Raw genomic sequence first — 16,503 nt, 5'->3', positions numbered from 1 at the left:
CAGGAGAGTTCGATGACCTCAGCGACCATTCCCGGTTTGGACACAGCACCCACGAATCACCAGGGCCTGCTGTCATGGGTGCAGGAGGTTGCCGAGCTCACCCAGCCCGACCGGGTGGTGTTCGCTGACGGCTCCGACGAGGAGTTCAACCGGCTGGCCGGGCAACTGGTCGAGGCCGGCACCCTGAAGAAGCTCAACGAGAAGAAGCACCCCAACTCCTACCTGGCGCTGTCCGACCCGTCCGACGTGGCGCGGGTGGAATCGCGGACATTCATCTGCACCGAGCAGGAGAGCGGCGCCGGGCCGACCAACAACTGGATGGACCCGTCCGAGATGCGGTCCATCATGACCGACCTGTACCGGGGCTGCATGCGTGGCCGGACCATGTGGGTGGTGCCGTTCTGCATGGGTCCGCTGGGCGCCGACGACCCGAAGCTGGGTGTGGAGATCACCGACTCCGAGTACGTCGTCATCTCGATGAAGGTGATGACCCGGATGGGCAAGGCCGCGCTGGAGAAGATGGGCGACGACGGGTTCTTCGTCAAGGCGCTGCACTCGGTGGGGGCGCCCCTGGACGAAGGCCAACAGGACGTGCCGTGGCCGTGCAACGACACCAAGTACATCACCCACTTCCCGGAGACCCGCGAGATCATGAGCTACGGCTCGGGCTACGGCGGTAACGCGCTGCTGGGCAAGAAGTGCTACTCGCTGCGGATCGCCTCGGCCATGGCCCACGACGAGGGCTGGCTCGCCGAGCACATGCTGATCCTCAAGCTCATCTCCCCGGAGAACAAGGCGTACTACTTCGCCGCGGCGTTCCCGTCGGCGTGCGGCAAGACCAACCTGGCGATGCTGCAGCCGACCATCCCGGGCTGGCGCGCCGAGACGCTCGGCGACGACATCGCCTGGATGCGGTTCGGCAAGGACGGCCGGCTGTACGCGGTCAACCCCGAGTTCGGTTTCTTCGGCGTCGCGCCGGGCACCAACTGGAAGTCCAACCCCAACGCCATGCGCACCATCGAGGCCGGCAACACCGTCTTCACCAACGTCGCGCTCACCGACGACAACGACGTGTGGTGGGAGGGCCTGGAGGGCGACCCGCAGCACCTGGTCGACTGGAAGGGCCGCGACTGGACGCCCGACTCCGACGAGAAGGCCGCCCACCCGAACTCGCGCTACTGCACGCCGATGTCGCAGTGCCCGATCCTGGCGCCGGAGTGGGACGACCCGCAGGGCGTGCCGATCTCGGGCATCCTGTTCGGCGCCCGCCGCAAGACGACCGTCCCGCTGGTGACGCAGGCGCGCGACTGGCAGCACGGCGTGTTCATGGGCGCCACCATGGGTAGCGAGCAGACCGCCGCCGCCGAGGGCAAGGTGGGCACCGTCCGCCGCGACCCGATGGCCATGCTGCCGTTCCTGGGGTACCACGTCGGTGACTACTTCCAGCACTGGCTCGACCTGGGCAAGAACGCCGACGAGTCCAAGATGCCGAAGGTGTTCTTCGTCAACTGGTTCCGTCGCGGCGAGGACGGCGGCTTCCTGTGGCCGGGCTTCGGCGAGAACAGCCGGGTGCTCAAGTGGATCGTCGACCGCATCGAGCACAAGGCCGGCGGCCAGGACACCCCGATCGGCATCGTGCCGAAGGCCGAGGACCTCGACCTGGACGGGCTCGACGCCAGCAGCGACGAGGTGGCCCAGGCGCTGGCGGTCAACGCCGCCGAGTGGCGCGAGGAACTGCCGCAGATCGAGGAGTGGTTCGAGTTCGTCGGCGAGAAGCTGCCGACCGGCGTCCGCGACGAGTTCGAGGCGCTCAAGCAGCGGCTGTCCGAAGCGGGCTGATCAGCCCGCCAGCCGCGAATTGGGGCTGGCCTTCTTCTGCGCGTACATCAGCTTGTCGGCGCGGGCGAGCAGTTCGCCCACGTTCGCGCCGTCGGAAACCGGCGCCCGCACGAAGCCGATGCTGGCCGAGAGACGGTAGGGCCGGTCGATGGTCGCGTTGAAATTCTCGAACGCGAGCGCGAGCCGCTCTTCGAGCGACGGGGTGTCGCCGGCGCTTTCGGTGACCATCACACAGAATTCGTCGCCGCCGATGCGGGCGAGGATGTCGGACTCGCGCCGGATGGTTCGCAGCACCCGGGCGACATCCTTGATGAGGCGGTCGCCCGTGTCGTGGCCGAGCTCGTCGTTGACTTTCTTGAGCCCGTCGACGTCGAGGAACGCGAGCACGCAGTTGTGGCCGAGGTGGTGCGACCCGCGAAGTTTCTGCTCGGCCAGTAGGTAGAAGCCCCGTCGATTGTTCAACCCGGTCAGCTCGTCGGTGACCGACAGCCGGCGGATCTCCTCGTTGGCGTCCTCGAGCGCGGCGGTGCGGTCGCGCACCCGCCGTTCCAGCTCGGAGTAGACCTGCACGTTCTCCATCGCGATCGACGTCGAATCCGCCAAAGCCTGCAGCAGGTGGACCTCTTGGTCGGACGGGTGATGCGGGTTGGCCCAGTAGTTGCCGATCGCGCCGATCGGTTCGAGCTTGCGGATCGGCACCATGACCAGGCTCTTGACGAAGGTGGGGCGGTACAGGGCGTGCGGGATGCGCGGGTCGCCGTAGATGTCGGGGATCACGGCCGCGTCGCGGTTGAGCATCGCCCAGCCGCTGATGCAGGACCTGATGGGGAAGCGGCTGCCCTTCCACAGCGGGGCGATCGCGTCCTCGTCGGCGTAATAGCAGCTGTCGTTGTCGCGGAGCACGAACGTCGCGCCGTCGCAGCCGGTGAGCTCGCGCGCCGAGGAGCGGACGATGCGCTGCAGGTCGGGCAGGCTACGCGCCAGCGACAGCTCCTGAATGGCGTGCACGAGCCGCTCCATGCCGTCGACATAGTCGGAAACGGCGAAAGTGGATGCGGCAGGCTCCGATTCTTGCCCGGCGGTCATGCGCACCTCCGTGCGACAGTGGCGCATCCCGCCGCGTTGCTCACCAAGGTCGGGTACCAGGGCCCACGGCGGTCTACTTGACTGCATTATGGCTGTCGACGCGCGCCGCGCGCCGGGATTGACGCAGAAAGTCCCGGGCCCACCCACCACTTAACACCCGTCAAGTTTGGCGGCGGTACAGTCTGCGCATGCAGATCCGCCCGTATCTCGGCGCCGACAAACCTGCTGTCATCCTGTACCCGTCCGGGACGGTCATCACCTTCGATGACCTCGAGGCCCGCGCCAATCGCCTGGCGCACCGGTTCCGCCAGGCGGGTCTGCGCGAGGGTGACACGGTCGCCATCCTGATGGAGAACAACGAGCACATCCACGCGGTGATGTGGGCCGCTCGCCGCAGCGGTTTGTACTACGTGCCCATCAACACCCACCTGACCGCGGCGGAGGCCGCCTACATCGTCGACAACAGCGCCGCCAAGGCGATCATCGGCTCGGCCGCGCTGCGCGAGACCTGCGCCGGCCTCGCCGAGCACCTGCCGCGCGGGCTGCCGGAACTGTTGCTGATCGCCGCCGAGAACGAAGACGATGGCCTGCCGGGCTGGGAGTGTTACCCGGAATGCGTTGCCGGCCAACCTGATACCCCGATCGACGACGAAATCGAGGGCGACCTGCTGCAGTACTCGTCGGGGACCACCGGCCGGCCCAAGGGCATCAAGCGCGAGTTGCCGCACGTCCCCCCGGCCGAGGCGCCCGGCATGATGTCGGCGCTGGTCGGTTTCTGGATGACGCCCGATTCGGTCTACCTCAGCCCCGCGCCGCTGTACCACACGGCGCCCTCGGTGTGGTCGATGAGCGCGCAGGCGGGCGGCATCACCACCGTGGTCATGGAGAAGTTCGACGCGCAAGGCTGCCTGGATGCCATCCAGCGTCACCGGGTCACCCACGGCCAGTTTGTGCCGGCGATGTTCACCCGGATGCTGAAACTGCCTGAGAACGTTCGTCATTCGTATGACCTGGGCAGTCTGCAGCGGGTGATGCACGCGGCGGCGCCGTGCCCGGTGGAGATCAAGAAGCAGATGATCGACTGGTGGGGGCCGATCATCGACGAGTATTACGCCTCCTCGGAGGCGCACGGGTCCACGCTGATCACCGCTGAGGATTGGCTGGCGCACCCGGGTTCGGTCGGCAAGCCCATGGGTGGTGCGGTGCACATCCTCGACGAGAACGGCAACGAGCTGCCGCCCGGGCAGGCCGGCGAGATCTACTTCGAGGGTGGGTATTCGTTCGAATACCTCAACGACCCAACGAAAACCGCGTCGTCGCGCTCCAAGCACGGCTGGGCCACCGTCGGCGACATCGGCTATCTCGACGACGAGGGTTACCTGTACCTGACCGACCGGCGCCACCACATGATCATCTCCGGCGGGGTGAACATCTACCCGCAGGAAGCCGAGAACCTTCTGGTCACCCACCCCAAGGTGATGGACGCGGCGGTGTTCGGTGTTCCCGACGACGAGATGGGCCAGCGCGTCATGGCGGTCGTGCAGACCGTCGACCCCGCGGATGCCACCGACGCGTTCGGCGACGAGCTGCTCGGCTGGCTGCGGGATCGCCTGGCGCACTACAAATGTCCGCGATCGATCGCCTTCGAAGCGCAGCTGCCGCGCACCGACACCGGCAAGCTCTACAAGAACGGGCTGATCGAGAAGTACTCGGTGTGACCGATGCTCCGGGTGGTCGACCTGTCGAGCGCGCCGCAGGGCGGCCCGGGCTCGCCGCCCGGCGTGATCGTCGCCGTCGGCTCGGCCGCCGACGTCGCGCGGTCCGGATCCTGGCTTGACGCAGCGACTTTCACCCTGACCGAGGACGCCTGCGCCGACCGCCGGGTCGTCACGGTCGATTCCGTGCCCGATGCGCTGGGTGAGCTGACCGAACGCTGCGAGCGATGGCCGCACGCCAGCGGGATCTGTGACGACGTGTTGCGCGCGGTGGACCCCGGCGGCCCGACGCTGGCCGGGGTGGTGACCGAGTCGCTGGGGTATTCGACGCTGCAGTCCGGCCCGGAGTTCGCGCGGTGGCTGCAGGAGCGCGGGCCGGTCCGCATGCCCGACATCGCCGACCCGGTGCGGGCGCACCGCGACGGCGACATCGTGCGCATCGCCTTCAACCGGCCGCAACGCCACAACGCGTTCTCCACGGATGCGCGCGCCGCGCTGTTGGAGGCGCTGACCGTCGCGCAGCTGGATCCCTCGGTGACCGGCATCGTGTTGAGCGGCAACGGTCCATCGTTCTGCAGCGGTGGAGACCTCGCCGAATTCGGCACCTTCGCCGATCCGGCGAGCGCCCACCTGGCCCGCACCCGGCACAGCCCGGCCCTGGCGCTCGACGCGCTGACCGCGCGGCTGGGCCGGGGGTGCCGGGCCGAGGTGCACGGCCGCGTGATGGGCAGCGGGCTGGAGATGGCCGCGTTCTGCGGGTGGGTCACCACCCGCGGCGACGCGGTGTTCGGGCTACCCGAATTGGCGCTCGGGCTGATCCCCGGCGCCGGCGGCACCGTCAGCGTCACCCGCCGGATCGGGCGTTGGCGCACAGCGTATCTCGTGCTGTCCGGCCACACCGTCGACGCCGAGACCGCGCTGGCCTGGGGGTTGGTGGACGAGACCTAGCAACCTCGACGCGGCCCGTTTGACGTCAGAAGCCCGAATACGTGGTCGTGGTCGTCGAGGGCAAATGGGAGACGACAAGCACCCCGGCGACGACGTAGATGAGCACGAAGATCACCGCGGCGACGACGCCCACGATGGCGCCGATGATGGCCCACTTCTTGGCGTTGTTGGCGGCCTCCTGCGCCTCGGCGTAGCGGCCCTGCGCCCACAGCCCGGAGACCTTGTTGGAGTACACAATCGAGACGATCCCCAACGGCAAACAGCACAGCACCGTGCACAGGATCGCCCAGACCAGATAGTTCTCCGGTTCCGGCTGGCCCTGCCAGCCCGGCTGCGGCGCCGGCCATCCCGCGGGCGGCTGGCCCGGCCACGCCGGCGGCTGCTGCGGCGGATACCCCGGCGGCTGGCCCTGCCATTCCGGTTGTTGACCCGGCCATTCTGGCGAACCGCCGGGCGGCGCGGGAGGATAACTCATGGCGGCTGCCTTTCCCTTGGTTCGAAGTCAGGCAAATATACTCCCAAACGTCGTTCTGCGGCCGCGCGATTGACGAGCCCGGGTCAGATCCCGCCCCGCGTCACCAGTTGCCGGGCGATCACATTGCGTTGGATCTCGTTGGTGCCTTCGCCGACGATCATCAGCGGCGCGTCCCGGAAGTAGCGTTCCACGTCGTATTCGGTGGAATAGCCGTAGCCGCCGTGGATTCGCACCGCGTTCAGCGCGATCTCCATCGCCACCTCGGACGCGAACAGTTTCGCCATCCCGGCTTCCATGTCGCAGCGTTCACCGCTGTCGTAGCGCTCGGCGGCGTAACGGGTGAGCTGGCGCGCCGCGGTGAGTTTGGTCGCCATGTCGGCCAGGTAATTGCCCACCGACTGGTGCTGCCAGATCGGCCGCCCGAAGCTTTCCCGCTGCTGGGCGTAGGCCAGCGCATCCTCGAGCGCGGCCGTGGCCACGCCCAGGGCGCGGGCGGCCACCTGGATGCGCCCCGTTTCGAGCCCCTTCATCATCTGTGAAAAGCCTTCGCCCGCAACGCCACCCAGTATCGCCGTTTGCGGCACCCGGAAATCGTCGAAGGACAGCTCGCAGGACTCCACGCCCTTGTAGCCCAGCTTGGGCAGATCCCGCGACACCGTCAGGCCCGGCCCGTGCTCGACGAGCACGATCGAGATGCCGGTGTGGCGCGGCGTGGCGTTCGGGTCGGTCTTGCACAACAGGGCGATCAGCCCGGAGCGGCGGGCGTTGCTGATCCAGGTCTTGGACCCGTTGATCACCAGAGCGCCGGCGCCGTCGCTGCGCGCGGTGGTCGCCATGTTCTGCAGGTCGGAGCCGCCGCCGGGCTCGGTCAACGCCATGGTGGCGCGCACCTCCCCACTGGCCATCCGCGGCAGGTAGGACCGCTTCTGCTCCTCGGTGCCGAACAGCGTCAGCAGCTTGGCGACCACCGTGTGCCCGCCCATCGCGCCGGCCAGGCTCATCCAGCCACGCGCCAATTCTTCGGTGACCCGCACGTAGCACGGCATCGACACCGGCGAACCGCCGTACTCCTCGGGCACGGCCAGCCCGTAGATGCCGATCCGCTTCATCTGCTCGATCCACGCCTCGGGATAGGCATTGGCGTGTTCGGCCTCGCGCACGCTCGGCTTGACCTCGCGGTCGATGAACGCCCGCACCGTGGCGACCAGCATGTCCTCTTCGTCATTCACCTGTCAGCACCTCAACGATTCGCGCCGAACGTCGACTTGGTCGGCAAAACCTCAAGAATCGGCACGACAAGTCGACGTTGGGGCCTGATCCGGATTGACCCTCGATTCCACAGCCTGCCAGCATGTGGCGTTGTGACTAGTGACGGGTATGCGCGGATTCGCGAGGGTGGACCGTACTTCGACGACCTCTCGGTGGGGCAGGTGTTCGACTGGGCGCCGTCGATGACGCTGTCGTCCGGCTTGGCGGGCGCGCACCAGGCGATCGTCGGGGACAGGCTGCGCCTGGCGCTCGACGCCGATCTGTCTGGGGCCGTGACGGGGCTGCCCGCGCCGCTGGCGCACCCGGCGCTGGTGTGCGACGTGGCGATCGGCCAGTCGACGCTGGCGACGCAGCGGGTCAAGGCCAACCTGTTCTATCGCGGCCTGGTGTTTCACCGGTTCCCGGTCATCGGCGATTCCCTCTATACCCGCACCGAAGTGGTTGGGCTGCGGGCCAATTCACCCAAGCCGGGCCGCGCCCCAACGGGCTTGGCGGCGCTGCGGATGATCACGATCGACCAGGCCGACCAATTGGTGCTCGACTTCTACCGCTGCGGCATGCTGCCCGCCAGTCCGGATTTCGATCCCGACAACGCACCGCACGACGACCTGTCCACCATCGGCGCCGACGTGCCCGCCCCGGCCCACGATCCGACCGCCCAGTGGGACGCCGCGGTTTTCCGCACCAAGGTGCCCGGGCCGCACTTCGACCCCGACCAGGCGGGCTCGGTGCTGCACAGCACCGCCGACGTCGTCACCGGCGCCCCCGAACTCGCCCGGCTCACCCTCAATATCGCTGCGACCCACCATGATTCGCGGGCCGGCGGACGCCGGCTGGTGTACGGCGGGCATACCATCGGGCTGGCGCTCGCGCAGGCCTGCAGGCTGCTGCCCAACCTGGTCACCGTGCTGGGCTGGCAGTCGTGCGATCACACCGGCCCCGTGCACGAGGGTGACACGCTCTACAGCGAGCTGCACATCGAATTTGCCGAACCGACCGAGCACGGGGGAGTGCTCGGGCTGCGGTCGCTGGTGTATGCGGTTGGCGAGGCGGAGGAGGGCCCGGACCGGCCGGTGCTGGACTGGCGGTTCCGCGCGCTGCAGTTCTAACGACGATGCGTGCCACGAGCACAATGGGGGGCGTGAGCTCGGCAGCGACCACCTGGGGAAGCAGTGGGCTGGCCTACCTGACGGGCCTGCCCGACGGCCCCGCCGACTTCTCCCGGGCCCGTGTGCTGCCCCGCGCGCAGGAGGTGGCGGCGGCCATCGGCGGCCGCTGGGGCGTGCAGGTCGACGCGGCCGGGCTGCTGACCGGGCGGGCCGCCCTGCGGGGCCTGACCCGCGCCGGCCGGGTGTCGCCCGGCGGCGCCACCCGCCTGCTCGCGGCGCGGGACGGCTGGTGCGCGCTCACCCTCTCGCGCGCCGACGACCTCGCCGCCGTCCCCGCGCTGCTGCAGGCCGACGAGGTGGCCGTCGACCCGTGGCCGCAGCTGCAACGGTGGGTCGCCGCCCGTGTGGTCCCCGAAATCGTCGAGCGGGCGGCGCTGCTCGACATCCCGGCGGCGGGCCTGGGCGAGGTGACGGCCGCGCCGCCCCGCACGCGGCGAATCGGGCCGCCGGCGCCCGCGCGCGCGCCGCGCGGCCTGCTGGTGGCCGACCTGTCGTCGATGTGGGCGGGCCCGCTGTGCGGCCAGCTGCTGGCCCGCGCCGGGGCGACGGTCGTCAAGGTGGAAAGCCCGCGCCGCCCGGACGGCACCCGCGCCGGAGACCAATCCTTTTTCGACTGGATGAACCACGAAAAGCTCTGCTATGGCATCGATTTCGACAGCCAGACCGACGAACTGCGCGAGCTCCTCACCGTCAGCGACGTCGTCATCGAGGGCTCCCGCCCGGCCGGGCTGGCGCGCCGGGGCCTCGGACCGGACGACGTCGCACCGCGGCCGGGCCGAATCTGGTTGCAAATCACCGCCTATGACGGCCGCCGGCCGGGATTCGGGGACGACGCCGCGGTGGGCGGCGGCCTGGTGGGAACCAGCGACGAGGGGCCGGTGTTCTGCGGCGACGCCATCGCCGACCCGCTGACCGGGCTACAGGCCGCCCTGGCGGTGGCCGAGTCCCTGGCGCGTGGCGGGGGCGAGTTGATCCGGCTGTCCATGGCGTCGGTCGCCGCGACCTACGCGGGGCTGCCGACCGGGCCGTCGGTTTCGCCCGCGACGGTGTCCCCGCCGTCGGCTCCGCCGGCGTCCCCACCGGCGTCCGGGCTGGGCGCCGACAACGGGGCGGTGCGCCAACTTGTCGGCCAAAGGCGTTGCCTGTCATGCTGATTCGGCAGGCCACCCTGCTGGATGGGACCGTGACCGACATCCGGGTGGGCACGCAGATCGAGGAGATGGCGCCCTCGGGTGAGGGCCTGACGCCCCGGGCGGGGGAGGGTGTGCTCTACGCGGGCGGCGGAACCGTGCTGCCCGGGCTGCACGACCACCACGTGCACCTGCGCTCGGCGGCTTCGGCGCTCGATTCGTTTTTCGTCGGGCCGCCCGGGGTCAGCAGCGAAGCCGAGCTCACCCAGTTATTGGCGAACGCCACGCCCGGGCCCGACGGGTGGATTCGCGCTGTCGGCTACCACGATTCGGTCGCCGGAGAACTCGACCGGACCGCGCTGGACGCGATGGTCCGCAGCGTTCCCGTGCGCATCCAGCACCGCAGCGGTGCGCTGTGGATCCTCAACTCCGAGGCGCTGGGCCGGGTCGGCCTGGCCGAACACCCCGACGGCCGACTGCGCAGCGCCGACGACGGCTGGTCGCAGGCCCTCGACCGGCGCGAAACCGACCTGGCCGAACTCAGCCGCCGCATCACGGCGACCGGCGTCACCGGCGTCACCGATGCCACCCCCGACCTCAACGCCGACGACAGGGCCTCGCTCTCGGCGGCGCACGGCCGCGGCGAGTTCCGGCCACGGGTCAGCTTCCTGTCCCCGGGCAAGAAGATCCTGCACGACGACCGCCTCGACCTCGACGGCCTCACGGAATGGATTGCCCGGCAGCACAACACGGGGCAACCGGTGGCCGTGCACTGCGTGACCGCCGCCCAGCTGGTGGTGACCATCGCGGCCCTGCGCGCGGCCGGTGGCCACCCGCGGGACCGCATCGAACACGCCGCGGTGGTGCCCGACGACAACGTGGCCGATCTCGTCGAGCTCGGGGTCACCGTCGTCACCCAGCCCAACTTCGTCGCCGAGCGCGGCGATCAGTACCTCGCCGAGGTGCCCGCCGCCGAGCACGATCAGCTGTGGCGCGTCGCGGCGCTGCGCGACGCGGGCGTGCCGGTCGCGCTGTCCACCGACATGCCGTTCGGCCATGGCGACCCGTGGACGGCGATGCGCGCCGCGGTGCACCGCACCACACCGAGCGGCGCCGTTCTGGGCGCCGGCGAATGTGTCTCGCCGTCAACGGCTTTGACGATGTTTCTGGGCCGGGCGGATCAGCCGGACCGGGCGCGCGCCGTGCGCACCGGGCAGCCGGGCGACCTGTGCGTGCTCAGTGAGCCGCCGGCGACCGCGCTGGCGGAACTCGACGCCGGCATGGTGGCCGCCACCGTGATCGGCGGCGAGCTGGTGTACTTCGCGATGTGACCGGCGATCAGGACGCCGGTGCGAGTGCCGCGCGCAGGATGTCGCATTGGCTGCCGAAGAACTGTTGCGACACTTGAAGTTTCGGCGCGATCAGGTCGAATCCGTGGAAGGCGCCGGGAACGATCTCGACCTGGCACGGCACCCCGGCGGCCTTGAGTCGTTCGGCGTAGGCCAGGTCCTCGTCGTGGAACAGGTCGTGGGTGCCCACACCGATCCACGCCGGCGGCAGGCCGCTGAGGTCCTCGCGCCGCGCCGGCACGGCGACCTGCGGGTCCGCGTTGCCCAGGTAGGCGTCCCAGCCGAATCGGTTGCTGCGGTTGTCCCAGAGGCGGTAGTTCGCGCTGGGCGCGGTGGCCGAACTGCGGTCGTCGAGCATGGGATAGGTCAGCAGCTGGAACGAGGGGCTCACCTCGGCGCGGTCGCGGGCCAGCAGCGCCAGGGCCGCGGCGAGGCCACCGCCGGCGCTGGCGCCGCCGATGGCAACCCGGTACCGGTCCACCGACGGCAGGCCGGCGAGCCAGCTCAGCGCCGCGTAGCAGTCTTCCAGCGGTGCGGGATACGGATGTTCGGGCGCCAGGCGGTATTCCACCGACGCGACGGTGATGCCGAGGCGCCTGCTGAACCCGCTGCACAACCGGTCGTCCTGCCGGGCGTCGCCGATCACGTATCCGCCGCCATGGATCCACAGCAGCGCGGGCGTCGGCTCGCTGACGCCCGCGGGCCGGAACAACCGGACCCCGGCACCCGACTCCAGGGTGATCACCTCGACGTCGCGGACGGGCTTGCCCAGGCGTGACCGCCAGGCCATCGCTTTCCGCATGACGGGCAGGGTGCGCGGGCCGACGAGTCGCCGAGGGGCGAAGCGGGCGAGTTTTTGCAGGTCAGGATGAACAGCGTCGTTCGTCACCGATCCAGTATCACCGACGGGGAAAATCAAGGGACAGCTATCAGTGATCAGACACCGGGAGGCAGCGTGCCCCAGCTCGCGACGCGATTCGTCGACACGGCCCTCGGGACGCTTCGGGTCCAGGTGAGCGACGGGGCCGGGCCCGCGGTCCTGATGTGGCCCAGCCTGCTGATGACGGGCGAGCTGTGGGCCGGTCAGGCCGAACGCTTCGGCGACAGCCATCGCCTGGTGCTCGTCGACCCGCCCGGCCACGGCGGCAGCACACCGCTGAGGGGGCCGTTCAGCTTTCCCGACTGCGCGCGTTGCGTCGTCGACCTGCTGGACGGGCTCGGCATCGACAGGGCCCACTTCGTCGGCAATTCCTGGGGCGGGATGATCGGCGGCACCTTCGCCGCCCTGCACCCCGACCGGGTCGACCGCGCCGTGCTGATGAATTGCACGGCCTCCAAAGCCGGTGTCGCGCAAAAGGTTCAGTACGCCGCCATGCTGTGGCTGGCGCAAATGCTCGGCGGCATCCGGCCGCCGCTGACGCGCTCGAGCATCCGCGCCTTCCTGGGGCCGACCACGCTGCGCACCCGCCCGGACGTGGTCGAGACCGTACGGACGAACGTGACTGCGGTGAACACCGATTCGGTCCGCTGGGCGGTGCGCAGCGTCGTCTCGGCCCGCCCCGACCAGCACGCCCTGCTGGGGCGCGTCACCGCGCCGGTGCTGGTGGTCGCCGGCGCGGAGGACGCCACCTTCCCGGTGGCCGAAACCCGGGCCATGGCCGAGTCGATCCCCACCGCGTCCTTCGCCGTGCTGGACGGGGTCGCGCACCTCGCGGCGCTGGAGCACCCCGCCCGGGTCAACGCGCTGCTGGAGTCGTTTCTGTTCGGGTGACGCGACACATTTATCGAACCGAAACACGCGCTGCCACGTAGCCCTAATGGGTCCGCGCAGGGCCCACAACGCTGTGGATTAACCGGGCCGCGATCGGGGTATCGGTGCAATGCTGGCGAACGTGCTTGCCGTCAGCTTGTTGGGGTTGTCGGCTCGTGTTCGCAACGTCCCGCCTGGGGCCGAGCGTCTGCAGGCCGCCCGATCGGCCGCGACGCGAGGGGCGAGACATGCTGGGGCAGCTTTACGATCGGGCGCTCGGCGGGGAGCGATGTTGGATCCGTCATGACGACGGCGAACTGCGGCCGCTGCCGGCGCACCGCTGGCTGGGTGTGCGATGTCCCCCGAACGGCTCCGGCGTAGCCGATGACGCCGTCGACGAGGTTTTCGACGAAGCCGTCACGCAGATGTGCACCGGGCCGACTATCGAGCTGGGCTGCGGTCCGGGGCGGTTGGTGGCGAGGCTGATCCAGCGGGGCATCCCCGCGCTCGGCATCGACCGGTCCGCGACCGCGATCCAGCTGGCGGGTCGCGGCGGTGCGCCGGCCCTGTTGGGGGACGTGTTCGAGGAGCTGCCCGGAACGGGCTTGTGGCAGACGGTCCTACTGGTCGACGGCAACGTCGGCCTGGGCGGGGACCCGCTGCGCATTCTCGGGCGCGCATTCGAGCTGTTGGCCCGCGGCGGGCGGTGCATCGCCGAATTCGAAGCCGAGACCATCGGCATCCGGTCGCGCTGGGTCCGCCTCGAGTCGTCGTGCGAGGTCGGGCCCTGGTTTCGCTGGGCCACCGTCGGGGTGGACAGCGCCGCGGCGCTGGCCGCGCAGGTGGGGCTGACGCTGACCGGCGTCCGCCTGATCGGCGACCGGGTGATCGCCAGCCTGGCGGCGGTCTGAGCGTGTCGCGCGCAGCTAAATCCGCCGCGCGCAGCGAACCGCCAAATGCATTCCAGACAGGGTCAATAACCCATTCAGCGACCCCGCCGGGCAAAGCGAAATCGCAACCATAGCCGGTTCTACGTAAACATCAGTTTCGCCGACCTACCCGGGGGTACAGTTCCCGACATGACGGCGAACCGACCTGGCATCACACCGTGGGTGAAATGGTTGCTGCGGGCCGGGCCCGCCGACTATGCGCTGGCGCTGAGCGAGGCCGGGGCCTCGCTGCCGGTGGTCGGCAAACACCTCGAGCCGCTGGCCGCGATGACCGCCATGGGCGTCTGGGGTGCCAGGCACGCGCCGGCGGCGATTTCCGCGGCGACCAAGGACTGGTTCACCCCGGGGATCAACGACGCGCGGCGCCGGGACCGGGAGAGCACGCAGCAGGTCTCCCTCGCTGCGCTGCGGGGCGTCGTGTCGGCGGCGGATCTCGAAATGGATTGGCCGGCGGCCGAACGGACCCCGCCGATCTGGGAGGGCCTGCGGCAGCGCCGCCACCTGTATCGCCGCGGCGTCCACTACGGGGACCACCCCGCGCAGGTCCTCGACGTCTGGCGTCGCGCCGACTTGCCCGCCCAGCCCGCGCCGGTCCTGATCTTCCTGCCCGGCGGCGCCTGGGTGCATGGCAAGTGCATGGGTCAGGGGTCCGCGCTGATGTCACGGCTGGCCGAGCAGGGGTGGGTGTGCCTGGCGGTCGACTACCGCGTCGCGCCGCACCACCGCTGGCCGCGCCACATCGTCGACGTCAAAACCGCCATCGCGTGGGCGCGCGCCAACGTCGACAAGTTCGGCGGTGACCGCAATTTCGTTGCGATAGCGGGGTGTTCGGCCGGCGGCCACCTGTGCGCGCTGGCCGGCCTGACCGCCGATGACCCTCAATATCAGGCGAAGCTGCCCGAGGGTGCGGATACGTCGGTGGACGCGGTCGTCGGAATCTACGGCCGCTACGACTGGGAGGACCGCTCGACGCCGGAGCGGGAGCGGTTCGTCGACTTCCTGGAGCGGGTGGTGGTCAGAAAATCGATCGCCCGTCACCCCGAGGTTTTCCGGGCCGCCTCGCCGATCGCCCGGGTGCACCGTAATGCGCCGCCCTTCCTGGTGATTCACGGCAGCAAGGACAGCGTCATCCCCGTCGAGCAGGCGCGCAGCTTCGTCGAACGGCTGCGGACGGTGTCGCATTCGACGGTCGGCTACCTGGAGTTGCCCGGCGCGGGCCACGGATACGACCTCATCGACGGCGAGCGCGCCGGCGCGGCCGCGCATGTCGCCTCGCTGTTCCTCAACCAGGTTTATCGCGCCAAGACACGGATCGGGGCAAAAGAGGTTATCTGACCCGGCGCCGCTGAGTATTGTCCCTCTATGGGTAAGGGGTGGCGGTGAAGAGGCTTAGCGGCTGGGACTCGGTGCTGCTGTACAGCGAAACGCCGAACGTGCACATGCACACCATCAAGGCCGCCGTCATCGAACTGGACGCCGATCGGCGTTCCCTGGACGTCGACGCGTTCCGGCAAGTCATCGCCGGCCGGCTGAACAAGCTCGATCCGTTCTGCTACCAGCTCATCGAGGTCCCGCTCAACTTCCACCACCCGATGTGGCGGGAGAACTGCGAGGTCGACCTCGACTATCACATTCGCCCGTGGCAGGTGGCGCCGCCCGGGGGTCGCCGCGAGCTGGACGAGGCCATCGGGCAAATCGCCAGCACCCCGCTCGATCGCAGCCGCCCGCTCTGGGAGATGTACTTCGTGGAAGGGTTGGCCAACAACAGGATTGCGGTGGTCGGCAAAATTCACCACGCGCTCGCCGACGGCGTCGCGTCAGCGAACTTGTTGGCCCGCGGCATGGACCTGCAGCCGTGCCCGGAGGGCGGACCGTACATGTGCGACCCGCCCCCGACCACGCGACAGCTGATGGCCTCGGCGTTCGCCGACCACGTCCGCCACGTCGGGCGGCTGCCGCACACCATCCGCTACACCGCACAGGGTTTGGGCCGGGTGCGCCGCAGCGCGCGCAAATTCTCCCCGGAATTGACGCGACCGTTCGAGCCGCCGCCGACGTTCATGAACCACAAGATCACCCCGGAGCGCCGGTTCGCCACCGCCACACTGGCTCTGGCCGACGTCAAGGAGACCGGCAAGCGGCTCGGGGCGACCATCAACGACATGGTCCTGGCCATGGCGACGGGCGCGTTGCGCACCCTGCTGTTGCGCTACGACGGCAAGGCCGAACCGTTGCTGGCGTCGGTGCCAATGAGTTTCGACTTCTCGCCCGAGCGGATCTCCGGCAATCGTTTCACCGGGGTGCTGGTGGGCCTACCGACCGATTCCGACGATCCGCTCGAGCGGGTGCGGTGCGCCCACGAGAACGCCATCGCCGCCAAGGAAAGCAATCAGCTGATGGGGCCGGAGCTGGTCAGCCGGTGGGCGGCCTACATGCCGCCCGGCCCCACCCAGGCGTTCTTCCGGTGGGCGTCCGGCCGCGACGGCCACAACAGGATCCTGAACCTGAACATCTCCAACGTCCCGGGGCCGCGGGAGCGCGGCCGGGTCGGCGGGGCACTGGTCACCGAGATCTATTCGGTGGGCCCGTTGACGGCCGGCAGCGGGCTCAACATCACCGTCTGGAGTTATGTCGATCAGCTCAACATCTCGGTGCTCGCCGACGGGGCCACGTGCAAGGATCCGCACGAGGTGACCGACGCCATGGTCGACGACTTCATCGAAATACGCAGGGCCGCAGGGTTTTCGGAGAAGCTCACCACCGTCGAAGCCGCGATGGCACCGGCCTGACCGGCCCGGCCCGGTCGGTGACCGCGCCCGGCGG

General features: G+C 69.6%; 14 protein-coding genes. 10 read left to right on the top strand and 4 right to left on the bottom strand.

The genetic code is table 11. The features are described from left to right. Positions 1–12 precede the first annotated feature (12 nt). Positions 13–1,839 (top strand): phosphoenolpyruvate carboxykinase (GTP), encoded by a 1,827-nt coding sequence (locus JF781_RS02850; RefSeq protein WP_225330348.1) that lies wholly within the window; start codon positions 13–15, stop codon positions 1,837–1,839. Here JF781_RS02850 and JF781_RS02845 read toward each other — a convergent pair whose 3' ends face one another. Then, entirely contained in the window at positions 1,840–2,925 is a 1,086-nt protein-coding gene (locus JF781_RS02845; RefSeq protein ID WP_225330347.1) for a sensor domain-containing diguanylate cyclase, read from the bottom strand. A 188-nt stretch (positions 2,926–3,113) separates the two neighbouring features. Here JF781_RS02845 and fadD4 point away from each other — a divergent pair, with 188 nt between their 5' ends. Then, on the top strand, positions 3,114–4,643 hold the full coding sequence (fadD4, locus tag JF781_RS02840; protein ID WP_225330346.1) for a fatty-acid--CoA ligase FadD4: 1,530 nt from the start codon (positions 3,114–3,116) through the stop codon (positions 4,641–4,643). Positions 4,644–4,646: 3 nt separating this feature from the next. Next, positions 4,647–5,588 carry an enoyl-CoA hydratase/isomerase family protein gene (locus JF781_RS02835; RefSeq protein ID WP_225330345.1) on the top strand — a complete coding sequence of 314 codons (942 nt, stop codon included), beginning with the start codon at positions 4,647–4,649 and terminating at the stop codon, positions 5,586–5,588. A 25-nt stretch (positions 5,589–5,613) separates the two neighbouring features. On the opposite strand, the gene JF781_RS02830 is transcribed toward JF781_RS02835, so the two are convergent. Together JF781_RS02830 and JF781_RS02825 are read right to left on the bottom strand one after the other, a co-directional pair. Beyond that, positions 5,614–6,063: a CD225/dispanin family protein gene (locus JF781_RS02830; RefSeq protein WP_225330344.1), complete on the bottom strand. Its 450-nt coding sequence runs from the start codon at positions 6,061–6,063 to the stop codon at positions 5,614–5,616. Between the two features lie 83 nt (positions 6,064–6,146). Then, the gene (locus tag JF781_RS02825) at positions 6,147–7,292 is read right to left on the bottom strand and encodes an acyl-CoA dehydrogenase family protein (protein WP_225330343.1); all 1,146 of its coding nucleotides are present in this window, start codon (positions 7,290–7,292) and stop codon (positions 6,147–6,149) included. 132 nt (positions 7,293–7,424) lie between these two features. Between JF781_RS02825 and JF781_RS02820 the strand changes: the two genes are divergently transcribed. From JF781_RS02820 to JF781_RS02810, 3 genes are read left to right on the top strand one after another with little or no spacing between them, the layout of a single operon-like run. After that, entirely contained in the window at positions 7,425–8,441 is a 1,017-nt protein-coding gene (locus JF781_RS02820) for a MaoC family dehydratase (RefSeq protein ID WP_225330342.1), read from the top strand. Positions 8,442–8,464: 23 nt separating this feature from the next. Then, positions 8,465–9,655 carry a CoA transferase gene (locus tag JF781_RS02815; protein WP_225341138.1) on the top strand — a complete coding sequence of 397 codons (1,191 nt, stop codon included), beginning with the start codon at positions 8,465–8,467 and terminating at the stop codon, positions 9,653–9,655. Further along, positions 9,649–10,962, top strand: a complete 1,314-nt coding sequence (locus JF781_RS02810; protein WP_225330254.1) for an amidohydrolase family protein — start codon at positions 9,649–9,651, stop codon at positions 10,960–10,962. The genes JF781_RS02815 and JF781_RS02810 overlap by 7 nt, the downstream gene beginning before the upstream one ends. Before the next feature lie 7 nt (positions 10,963–10,969). Here JF781_RS02810 and JF781_RS02805 read toward each other — a convergent pair whose 3' ends face one another. Further along, positions 10,970–11,869: an alpha/beta hydrolase gene (locus JF781_RS02805; RefSeq protein WP_225330255.1), complete on the bottom strand. Its 900-nt coding sequence runs from the start codon at positions 11,867–11,869 to the stop codon at positions 10,970–10,972. 153 nt (positions 11,870–12,022) lie between these two features. On the opposite strand from JF781_RS02805, the gene JF781_RS02800 reads away from it, so the two are divergent. From JF781_RS02800 to JF781_RS02785, 4 genes are all read left to right on the top strand, one after another. After that, positions 12,023–12,751, top strand: coding sequence for an alpha/beta fold hydrolase (locus tag JF781_RS02800; protein WP_225330268.1), 729 nt, complete (start codon positions 12,023–12,025; stop codon positions 12,749–12,751). 227 nt (positions 12,752–12,978) lie between these two features. Continuing rightward, complete coding sequence (locus JF781_RS02795; RefSeq protein ID WP_225330256.1) at positions 12,979–13,641, top strand: class I SAM-dependent methyltransferase; 663 nt, start codon at positions 12,979–12,981, stop codon at positions 13,639–13,641. A gap of 168 nt (positions 13,642–13,809) precedes the next feature. Continuing rightward, positions 13,810–15,015 carry an alpha/beta hydrolase gene (locus JF781_RS02790; protein WP_225330257.1) on the top strand — a complete coding sequence of 402 codons (1,206 nt, stop codon included), beginning with the start codon at positions 13,810–13,812 and terminating at the stop codon, positions 15,013–15,015. A gap of 44 nt (positions 15,016–15,059) precedes the next feature. Beyond that, the gene (locus JF781_RS02785) at positions 15,060–16,469 is read left to right on the top strand and encodes a wax ester/triacylglycerol synthase family O-acyltransferase (protein WP_225330258.1); all 1,410 of its coding nucleotides are present in this window, start codon (positions 15,060–15,062) and stop codon (positions 16,467–16,469) included. Positions 16,470–16,503: the final 34 nt, after the last annotated feature.

The sequence above is a fragment of the Mycobacterium sp. WUMAC-067 genome (assembly GCF_020217485.1).
Taxonomy (GTDB): domain Bacteria; phylum Actinomycetota; class Actinomycetes; order Mycobacteriales; family Mycobacteriaceae; genus Mycobacterium.
This window is presented reverse-complemented; position numbering and strand designations above follow the sequence as displayed.

Excerpts from the sequence above, each read along its gene's own strand:
- JF781_RS02810 (WP_225330254.1), top strand. The coding sequence starts at position 9,649 with ATGCTGATTCGGCAGGCCACCCTGCTGGATGGGACCGTGACCGACATC.
- JF781_RS02790 (WP_225330257.1), top strand. The coding sequence starts at position 13,810 with ATGACGGCGAACCGACCTGGCATCACACCGTGGGTGAAATGGTTGCTG.
- JF781_RS02815 (WP_225341138.1), top strand. The coding sequence starts at position 8,465 with ATGGGGGGCGTGAGCTCGGCAGCGACCACCTGGGGAAGCAGTGGGCTG.
- JF781_RS02845 (WP_225330347.1), bottom strand. The coding sequence starts at position 2,925 with ATGACCGCCGGGCAAGAATCGGAGCCTGCCGCATCCACTTTCGCCGTT.
- JF781_RS02835 (WP_225330345.1), top strand. The coding sequence starts at position 4,647 with ATGCTCCGGGTGGTCGACCTGTCGAGCGCGCCGCAGGGCGGCCCGGGC.
- fadD4 (WP_225330346.1), top strand. The coding sequence starts at position 3,114 with ATGCAGATCCGCCCGTATCTCGGCGCCGACAAACCTGCTGTCATCCTG.
- JF781_RS02850 (WP_225330348.1), top strand. The coding sequence starts at position 13 with ATGACCTCAGCGACCATTCCCGGTTTGGACACAGCACCCACGAATCAC.
- JF781_RS02830 (WP_225330344.1), bottom strand. The coding sequence starts at position 6,063 with ATGAGTTATCCTCCCGCGCCGCCCGGCGGTTCGCCAGAATGGCCGGGT.
- JF781_RS02795 (WP_225330256.1), top strand. The coding sequence starts at position 12,979 with ATGCTGGGGCAGCTTTACGATCGGGCGCTCGGCGGGGAGCGATGTTGG.
- JF781_RS02800 (WP_225330268.1), top strand. The coding sequence starts at position 12,023 with ATGTGGCCCAGCCTGCTGATGACGGGCGAGCTGTGGGCCGGTCAGGCC.